The sequence below is a fragment of the Streptomyces sp. bgisy159 genome, from assembly GCF_965341775.1.
Lineage (GTDB): Bacteria > Actinomycetota > Actinomycetes > Streptomycetales > Streptomycetaceae > Streptomyces.
The window spans coordinates 68,574-76,938 of record NZ_CBDQZH010000035.1 but is presented as its reverse complement, the minus strand read 5'-3'; the positions used below and the strand labels follow the sequence as shown (position 1 = coordinate 76,938).

General features: G+C 74.3%; 7 protein-coding genes. 3 read left to right on the top strand and 4 right to left on the bottom strand.

All coding sequences use genetic code 11. The annotated features are described in order from the left end of the window. Positions 1-216 (top strand): LAETG motif-containing sortase-dependent surface protein (locus ACSLTV_RS27295; protein ID WP_435613048.1); only part of this gene is annotated, 216 nt, incomplete at its 5' end. Between the two features lie 76 nt (positions 217-292). Here ACSLTV_RS27295 and ACSLTV_RS27290 read toward each other — a convergent pair. Continuing rightward, a complete protein-coding gene (locus tag ACSLTV_RS27290; protein WP_432138529.1) occupies positions 293-1,150 on the bottom strand; it encodes an alpha/beta fold hydrolase in 858 nt (285 codons plus the stop codon). Positions 1,151-1,309: 159 nt separating this feature from the next. Next, positions 1,310-1,756, bottom strand: coding sequence for a MarR family winged helix-turn-helix transcriptional regulator (locus ACSLTV_RS27285; protein ID WP_432138530.1), 447 nt, complete (start codon positions 1,754-1,756; stop codon positions 1,310-1,312). 125 nt (positions 1,757-1,881) lie between these two features. Between ACSLTV_RS27285 and ACSLTV_RS27280 the strand changes: the two genes are divergently transcribed. Continuing rightward, positions 1,882-2,256 carry a cupin domain-containing protein gene (locus tag ACSLTV_RS27280; RefSeq protein WP_432138531.1) on the top strand — a complete coding sequence of 125 codons (375 nt, stop codon included), beginning with the start codon at positions 1,882-1,884 and terminating at the stop codon, positions 2,254-2,256. Between the two features lie 186 nt (positions 2,257-2,442). On the opposite strand, the gene ACSLTV_RS27275 is transcribed toward ACSLTV_RS27280, so the two are convergent. Both ACSLTV_RS27275 and ACSLTV_RS27270 read right to left on the bottom strand, forming a co-directional pair. Next, a complete protein-coding gene (locus tag ACSLTV_RS27275) occupies positions 2,443-3,453 on the bottom strand; it encodes a DNA polymerase Y family protein (protein ID WP_435613047.1) in 1,011 nt (336 codons plus the stop codon). Next, positions 3,450-6,986 carry a DNA polymerase III subunit alpha gene (locus ACSLTV_RS27270; RefSeq protein WP_435613046.1) on the bottom strand — a complete coding sequence of 1,179 codons (3,537 nt, stop codon included), beginning with the start codon at positions 6,984-6,986 and terminating at the stop codon, positions 3,450-3,452. Before ACSLTV_RS27270 ends, ACSLTV_RS27275 begins: the two co-directional genes overlap by 4 nt. Positions 6,987-7,127: 141 nt before the next feature. Here ACSLTV_RS27270 and ACSLTV_RS27265 point away from each other — a divergent pair, with 141 nt between their 5' ends. Beyond that, entirely contained in the window at positions 7,128-8,189 is a 1,062-nt protein-coding gene (locus tag ACSLTV_RS27265) for an ABC transporter permease (protein ID WP_432138534.1), read from the top strand. Positions 8,190-8,365: the final 176 nt, after the last annotated feature.

Below are 8,365 nucleotides of genomic sequence, written 5' to 3'. Positions count from 1 at the left end.
CCCCCCCCCCCCCCCCCCCCCCCCCCCCCCACACCGGCCGCCGCGGGCAACGCGCCCGAGGCCGCCGGTGCGGCGGGGAACCTCGCCGAGACCGGGGGCGACGCGAGCACCACGTACCTGGCGATAGGGGGCGCGGCCACCCTCGCGCTGGGTTCCGCCGTGCTGTTCGCCTCGGTGCGGCGCAGGGCGGTGACCGGCGGTAGCGACGGCCGCTGACGCCGCGTCCGGACTCCGGGGCCCGACCGGCGGCTCAGGCCGGTCGGGCCCCGGCGGTGCATCGTGCGCGCCCGGGTCAGTCGAACACGGACGCGCAGGTGGTGCGTGAGGCGTGCGCCGGGTCGAGCGCGTTGGTCACCTCGTGGAAGGCGATACGGTCGGTCAGTCCGATGAGCACGTGCTCGGACAGGTCCAGCGGGCAGAGGTCCTGGACGAGGACGTTCCTGACGCCGGGTCCGGTCAGGAACTGGCTCCGGTAGGGGGTGACCACCTCGTCGTACCGGCTGGCGATGACCGTGTAGCGCACCCCGGGGACGGTGTCGCCGCCCGCGTTGAGCCGGGTGAGGAAGTCGGAGCCGGTGATCTGCTGGGCGAGGGCGGGGGTGGCCGCGGAGAGCAGGTCCTCGGCGCCGGGGAAGTACGGCAGGAGCTTGGTCAGCCCGCTCAGCGTGGTGCCGTGGTTGCTGGGCGCGATGCCGACCAGGGCGTTCACCTTGGCGGCTCCGCCGAGGAACTTGAGGTAGTAGCGCGGCATCATGCCGCCCTGCGAGTGGCCGACGACGTCGACCTCGGCGGCGCCGGTGGCGGCGAGAACCCGGTCGACGTAGGCGGAGAGCTGTGCGGCGGACTCGTCGATGGGGCCGAGGGCGTGGAAGAGGGGGACGCCGTCGAGCTGACCGTAGTCGAGGGAGAAGACGCAGTACCCGCGGTGCTTCAGGTAGGGGGCGAGGGCCAGCCAGTTGTCGACGGAGTTGGCGAAGGTCCCGTGGACCAGGACGACGGGCCGCGGGTGGGCGGCGGACGGCTTGCAGGAGTAGTCGTTCCAGCCACTGCTGGTGGTGGACGCGTGGGCGGAGGCGGCGGGGACGGTGAGCACCGCGATGGCCAGCAGGAACGCGGCCAGCGGTCTGAACACTCGCTTCCAGGACAGCATCGAGTGATCTCCTTGCGGCTCATGGGGAGTGAGATGGCCTTACGCCCTGTGATCCGGATCACGAGGATGCTGTGCACCTGTCAAGTTACGAGCGAGTAGGTGAAGTGTGAAGTTACGCCTCAGTAAAAACTTCCAGTGATAGTCAGCGACCGACGTTCGTCACCAGGCGGGCCTGAGGGGACCATAAGGGGCAATCCGCGACAAAGACTCACGCAACGCCCGCACCTCACCCTCCCCGAGCATCCCGGCCCAGGCGCTGACGGCCTCGGCCGCCGCCTGCTCCGCCGCACGGGTGCACTCCCAGCCGCGCTCGGTGAGCACCACCAGCCGCGCCCGCGCGTCCCCGGGATGCGCCCGGCGCTCCACGTACCCCTTGCGCACCAGCTCGTCGACGAGCTGGCTGGCCGCCTGCTTGGTGACCCCGAGGTGCGTGGCGACCTCGGTCACCGTCGCCCCCTGGGGCGCGAGCCGCGCGAAGACGAAACCGTGCGCCGGCCGCACCCCCTCGAAACCCCGGGCTACGACGCCGTCATGGATGCGCTGGGTGAGGTCACCGGCGGCGGAGAGCAGGGCCGCGGTCAGGGCGAGGGCTTCGGAGTTCTGCACGGGCCCATGAAACACCCTTGACGTTTTGGTCAAGCCGCTTGACCATATAGTCAAGGAACTTGACCACTTGGCCACCGCCACCCGGTCGCCGCCATCCCGCTACCGCCCCTGGCAAGGAGTCGCTCATGCCCGTCGTCCGCTCGTCCGAAGCCGTGACCCATGAAATGCACGGTGCCCGCTTCGTCACCCACGCCTCCCCGCGCACCGGCAGCAAGGAGCTGTGCGCCTGGCGGGGCGAGATCCCGCCGGGGACCCGGGCCCCCGCGCACACCGTCACCCGGGAGGAGGTCTTCCATCTGCTCGTCGGCGAACTGCTGATCACCGTCGACGGCGAGACCCACCGTGTCACCGCCGGTGACACGCTGATCGTCAACCCGGGCGCCACCCTGTCCGTCGAGAACCCGACGGATCACACCGCGCTGTCCTGGGTCACCACGTCCATCGGCCTGGAGGCCGAGCTGGCCGACGGCACCCGCATCGCTCCCCCGTGGGCCAACTAGCCTCCGCCGCGCCGCGGGCCGACCGGCTCGGAGGTGACCTCACCGACCAGCCTCCGCCACAGACCGACTGGTTCGGACACGAACCCCGGCCAGCCTCCGCCGCAGACCGACCGGCTTCCGCCGCGAACCGGCTGGTCTCCGCCCAGGGCGGACCGGCCGCCGACGGGTACGCCGCGGCCGGTACGGTCACGCGGCCAGCGTCCCCGGCACGATCGCCCGCGGCCCGAACTTCGCCCGCGCGCGGTCGGCGACCTCCTCGACCCGGCGGACCTTCTCGTCGACGGGATCGAAGGAGAGCTGGTGGGCGGCCTGGTCGGCCGGGGTCAGCCCCTCGGCGCGCAGGGCGACCGCCCGGACCCGGGCGCGTTGCAGGCCGAGCGCCTCGTACAGGCCGTACGCCGTCCGCGTCAGCGCGGCCGAGTGCGCGGTCGGCTCCGGGAGGGTGCGGCTGCGGGTGGTGGAGGTCCGGTCGGCGTAGCGGACCCTGAGGGTCAGGGTCCGGCAGACCTTCTCCAGCGCGCGCAGCCGGGCGCCGATCTCCTCGGCGGCCGACAGCAGGGCGCGCCGGTGCCGGTCGGGGTCCAGCTCGTCGCGCTCGAAGGGGCGTTCCGTCATCAGCATGGGGGTCCCCCCGTTCGAGTGAAGCCGAGAACGGGAGAGGGCGGCGCCGTTGGGGACGACCCGCCCCCGGTCCACCCCGGCCGCCTTCTCCCGCAGCTCCCGGCCGGCCCTGGCGCCGATCAGGCGCTGCAGGGTGGACAAGGGGGCGGCGGCGACCAGGCCGAGGGTGTCGAGGCCGTACTCGCCCAGGGTGCGGGCGGTCGCGGCCCCCACTCCGGGCAGCGCGGCGACGGGCCGGTCGGCGAGGAACGCCGCGATGCCGTCCGGGTCCCCGGGGACGGCGCGGGTCACCCCCGGGCGGGCGTCGGCCAGCGCCATGCGGGCCAGCATCGGGCCGGGCCCGGCGCCGATCACACAGTCGACGCCGTACAGCGCGAGGGCGCGGACCCGGATCACCGAGGCCAGTTGCACCGCGTCGCGCCCGAAGTACCGTTCGGCGCCGTGCAGATCGGCCAGTGCCCCGTCCGGGGGCAGGGCCTCGACGACCGGGGTGAAGTCCTCCAGGAGCTCGAGCAGCCCCGGCAGGGCCGCCTCACGCACCGGCGGCAGCTGGAAACGTACGCAGAGAATGGTCATCCCGCACTCCCCGGACTCTGGTGCCACAACTTCCTGCCCACCGCGGGCCCTTCGCCCGCCGGGCGCAGATCCGCCCAGGGGTGCATCTCGTACCCCGTGGGCATCCGGATCCGCCGGTCCTCCATCGGGTCACGGGCCGCGGAGCCCGCGGGCGCCGGACGCCCGTCCGAACCGGCGAGCCGGGCCCGCTCGGGACCGTCACGGTCCGCCGGCGCGGTGCCCCTCCCGGTGTCGCCCCCGGCGCCACGGGGCGGCTCGGCCAGCCGGGCCGCCACCTCCTCCAGGCCGCCCCGGGCGCGCAGTTCGACGAGGTCGGCGAGGTTCCAGGCGGCCGAGCCGACCACACTGAGGCTGCGCGGGCCGCGCCGCTGCACCACACCGCGCACCAGCAGCAGCCAGGAGTGGAAGACGGTGTGGGCGCAGGCGTCGTGGGAGTCGTCGAAGAAGGCGAGGTCGACCAGGCCCGTGCCGTCGTCCAGCGTGGAGAAGATGACCCGCTTGCCGGAGCGGATCGGCGGGGTCTGGGTGGCCGCCTTGGCGCCCGCGACCAGCACGGTCTCCCCGTGCCGCGCCTCGCGCAGGCGGCGCGCGGAGACCACGCCCAGCTCGCGCAGGAACTCCCGGTGGTCGTCCATCAGGTTGCGCGAGGCGTCCATGGACAGCACGCCCAGCTCGGCGCTGAGCCGCTCCGCCTCCGACAGGTCGGGCAGCCCCGCGGACGCGGTGTTCCGCCCGCCCGCCAGGGGGAGCTGCCCGCCCCCGCCGCCGCGGGCGCCCCGGTGCAGCTCGGTCAGGTGCAGTTGCAGGTCGCGGCGGTTGGCACCGAACGCGTCCAACGCGCCGACCTGGGCGAGCCGCTGGGCCAGCGGCCGGCTCGGTCGCGCCCGCTCCCAGAAGTCCAGCAGGGAGGCGTACGGCTGCCCGTCCTCGATCCGCTTCGCCTCGGCCTCGCTGATGTTGTGCACGTCGCAGAGCGCCAGGCGCAGCCCCCACACCCCGTCAGATTCAGACACCAGTTCGATACGGTGTGCGACGCCCGACCGGTTCACGTCCAGGGGCAGAATCGGCACCCCGCGCCGCCGAGCGTCCGCCAGCAGCAGCCGCTTGGGGTACATGCCGGGGTCGTGGGTGAGCAGCCCGGCGTAGAAGGCGGCCGGGTGGTGCGCCTTCAGCCACGCCGACTGGTAGGTGGGCACGGCGAAGGCGACCGCGTGCGCCTTGCAGAAGCCGTAGGAGCCGAACGCCTCGACGATCTCCCAGGTCCGCCGGACCGTCTCCGCGTCGTACCCCCTGGCCGCCGCGTGCTGCGCGAACCAGACCTTGATCCGCGCCTGCGACTCCGGATCGGACAGCCCGCGCCGCACCCGGTCGGCCTCGCCGCGGCCGCAGCCGGTCATGATGTCGACGATGTCGATGACCTGCTCGTGGAAGACGACGACGCCGTACGTCTCTCGCAGCGGCCGCTCCAGATCGGGGTGCGGGTAGCGGACCGGCGCCCGCCCGTGCCGCGCCTCGATGAACGGCCGCACCATGTCGGCGGCGACCGGACCCGGCCGGAACAGCGAGATGTCCACGACCAGGTCGTGGAAGGTCGCCGGCTGGAGCCGCCCGACCAGGTCGCGCTGGCCCGGCGACTCGATCTGGAAGCAGCCGAGCGTCTCCGCGGAGCGGACGAGGGCGTACGTCGCCGGGTCGCCCGGCGGCAGGGCGTCCAGGTCGATCCGCTCCCCCGACGCCCGCTCGGCCTCCGCGACCGCGTGTGCCATCGCCGACTGCATCCGCACGCCCAGCACGTCGAGCTTGAGCAGCCCCAGGTCCTCCACGTCGTCCTTGTCGAACTGGGACATGGGCAGGCCCTCACCGCTGGTCGGCATCACCGGCGTACGGTTCAGCAGGGACGCGTCGGACAGCAGCACCCCGCACGGGTGCATGGCGACGCCGCGCGGCAGCGCGTCGAGCGCCTCGACCAGCTCCCACAGCCTGCCGTAGCGCTCCCGCTCCCCCGCGAGCTCCTTCAGCTCGGGCAGTTCGTCGAGGGCCGCGCGGGCGTCGCGGGCCCGGATGTGCGGGAAGGACTTGGCGATCCGGTCGATGTCGGCCGGGTCCAGGGACAGCGCGGCGCCCACGTCGCGGATCGCGTGGCGGACCCGGTACGTCTCCGGCATCGCGACCGTGGCGACCCGCTCGGTGCCGAACCGGCCGATGATCGCACGGTAGACCTCCAGCCGGCGCGCCGACTCCACGTCGATGTCGATGTCGGGCAGCACGACGCGCTCCCGGGACAGGAAGCGCTCCATCAGCAGCCCGTGCTCGACCGGGTCGGCGTGTGCGATGCCGAGCAGATGGTTGACCAGGGAGCCGGCGCCGGAGCCGCGGGCGGCAACCCGGATACCCATGTCCCTTACGTCGTCCACGACCTGAGTGACCGTCAGGAAGTAGGAGGCGAAGCCGTGGTGGGAGATGATGTCCAGCTCGTGGTGCATGCGCTCCCAGTACGCGCGGCGGCCGGCGTAGCCGAGGCGCACCATCCCGGCCGCCGCCCGCGAGGCCAGCGTCCGCTGGGCGGTGCGGCGGCTCGCGCCGACGAGGTGCGGCTCGGGGAAGTGGACGGTGCCGATACCGAGGTCGTCCTCGGGGTCGACGACGCATTCGAGGGCGGTCGCCTGGGTCTGCTCCAGCAGCCGGAGGGCGGTGTCCCGGCGGAAGCCGGCGGCCTCCACGATCCGCTCGGCCGCGTGCCGCATCGCGTCGGCGCCCTTCAGCCAGGCCTCGCCCGAGTCCAGCCCCTTGGCCGGGTCGATCGGCACCAGCCGGCGGGCGGCGTCCAGCACGTCGGCGACCGGACCCTGCCCGGGGTCGGCGTACCGGACGGCGTTGCCGAGCACCGGCCGGACGCGCTGCTCGGCCGCGAAGCCGACGGTCCGGGCGGCCAGCCGCAGCGAGCCGGGGCCGGTGCCCTCGCGCCCGTGCCAGACGGCTTCCAGCCGCAGGGCGTCGCCATGGACCTCGCGCCAGGCGGCGAGCAGCCGCGCGGCCCGGTCCGGGCGGCCGGCGGCGAGGGCGCGGCCCACGTCGGAGTCGGGGCCGAGCAGGACGGTGAGGCCGTCGGCGCGGTCGGCGGGCCGGGGCAGCAGGGGGGTGCCGCCCTCGGCGGCGTGCGCCGCCGAGACGACCGCGCACAGGCCGGCCCAGCCCCGGGCACCGTCGCGGGCGAGGAAGGTGGCCCGGGGGGCCGACTCGTCGACGAAGGCCCCGCCGCGCACGGGGGTGCGGCGGCGCTCCCGGCGGGTGGGGTCCTCCCGGCGGGCGGGCTCGGACGGGGCCACCGCGAGGTCCACCCCGAAGAGCGGACGGATCCCCGCCTTCGCGCACGCCTTGGCGAAGCGGACCGTGCCGGCGAGGGTGTCGCGGTCGGTGAGGGCGAGGGCGTCCATGCCCCGCTCGGCGGCACGCTCGGCCAGCCGCTCCGGGTGCGAGGCGCCGTGGCGCAGGGAGAACCCGGAGACGGTGTGCAGATGCGTGAACCCCGGCATCCCCACCTCCCACCATCACCACTATCGAACATCCGTTCCAACCGCTCACCCCCACCATAGACCAAATCCCGAACGTATGTACGACAGCCGTTCGGGCGCCTCCCACCTGCGGAAACACCACCCGCCCCGGACTGTGGGGACATGACGCACTCCCCCTTCCTCGACGAGGTGAAGGACGCGGTCACCCCACGGGCCACGCTGCTGGTCCTGGGCGTGGTGGCGCTCTCCCTGCTGTTCATCACCTCCTACGTGGGAGCGCTGCACGACCCCGACCCCAAGGACGTGCCCTTCGGGGTGGTCGCGCCCCGGGCCGCCGCGCAGCAGACGGTGGACCGGCTGGAGGGGCTGCCCGGGGACCCCCTGGACCCGCGGACGGTGGCCGACGCGGCGACGGCCCGCCGGCAGATCCTGGACCGGGAGATCGACGGCGCCCTGATCATCGGCGCGGCCGGCACCACGGACACCCTGCTGGTCGCCTCCGGCGCCGGTAGGGCGCTGGCCGGCACCCTGGAGGACGCCGTCACCGCCCTGGAGACGAACCGGTCGCGCACCCTGCGAACGGTCGACGTGGCCCCGGCCGACACCCAGGACGCGAACGGACTGACGTCCTTCTACGTCACCGTCGGCTGGTGCGTGGGCGGCTACCTGTGCGCGTCGATCATGGCGGTCAGCTCGGGCGCCGGCCGCACGAATCCCCGGCGCGCGGTCATCCGGCTCGCCGCGATGGCCCTCGTCGGAATCGCGGCCGGACTCGGCGGCGCGCTGATCGTGGGCCCCGTCCTGGGCGCGCTTCCCGGCAGCTTCGCGGCCTACTGGGGCCTGGGCGCGCTGATCGTCTTCGCGGTGGGCGCGGCCACCCTCGCCCTCCAGAGCATGCTGGGGCTGGCCGGCATCGGGGTGGCCATCCTGCTGGTCGTCATCCTGGGCAACCCGAGCGCCGGCGGTGCCCTGCCCCCGCCGATGCTCCCCCCGTTCTGGAAGGCGATCGGCCCCGCACTGCCCCCCGGCGCCGGCACCTGGTCGGCCCGCTCGATCGCCTACTTCAACGGCAACGCGCTGACCGGCCCGATGCTCGTCCTGTCGGCGTGGGCGGTCGCCGGAACCGCCGCGACCCTGCTCACAGCCGCACTCCGCGGACGGCGGCCGGCCTCCGACCTCGACAGACCCGACCACCACCCGGCGGGCGCCACCCGAGTCCGGTAGTACTCCGGCAGTGTCCCCGACGGCGGACGCGGCTGCGGCGGACGCGGCTGCGGCGGATGCGGCGGATGCGGCTGCGGGGGACGCGGCTGCGGGGGACCCGGCTCGGCTTCGGCGACGTCGGTGGGAGCCACGCGCGAAGGAGCCCCCGTTCCGGCGTCCACACGGGGCGCCCGGAA

Bases quoted from the DNA above. Each gene is read 5' to 3' on its own strand.
- ACSLTV_RS27290 (WP_432138529.1), bottom strand. From the start codon at position 1,150: ATGCTGTCCTGGAAGCGAGTGTTCAGACCGCTGGCCGCGTTCCTGCTG.
- ACSLTV_RS27270 (WP_435613046.1), bottom strand. From the start codon at position 6,986: ATGCCGGGGTTCACGCATCTGCACACCGTCTCCGGGTTCTCCCTGCGC.
- ACSLTV_RS27275 (WP_435613047.1), bottom strand. From the start codon at position 3,453: ATGACCATTCTCTGCGTACGTTTCCAGCTGCCGCCGGTGCGTGAGGCG.
- ACSLTV_RS27280 (WP_432138531.1), top strand. From the start codon at position 1,882: ATGCCCGTCGTCCGCTCGTCCGAAGCCGTGACCCATGAAATGCACGGT.
- ACSLTV_RS27265 (WP_432138534.1), top strand. From the start codon at position 7,128: ATGACGCACTCCCCCTTCCTCGACGAGGTGAAGGACGCGGTCACCCCA.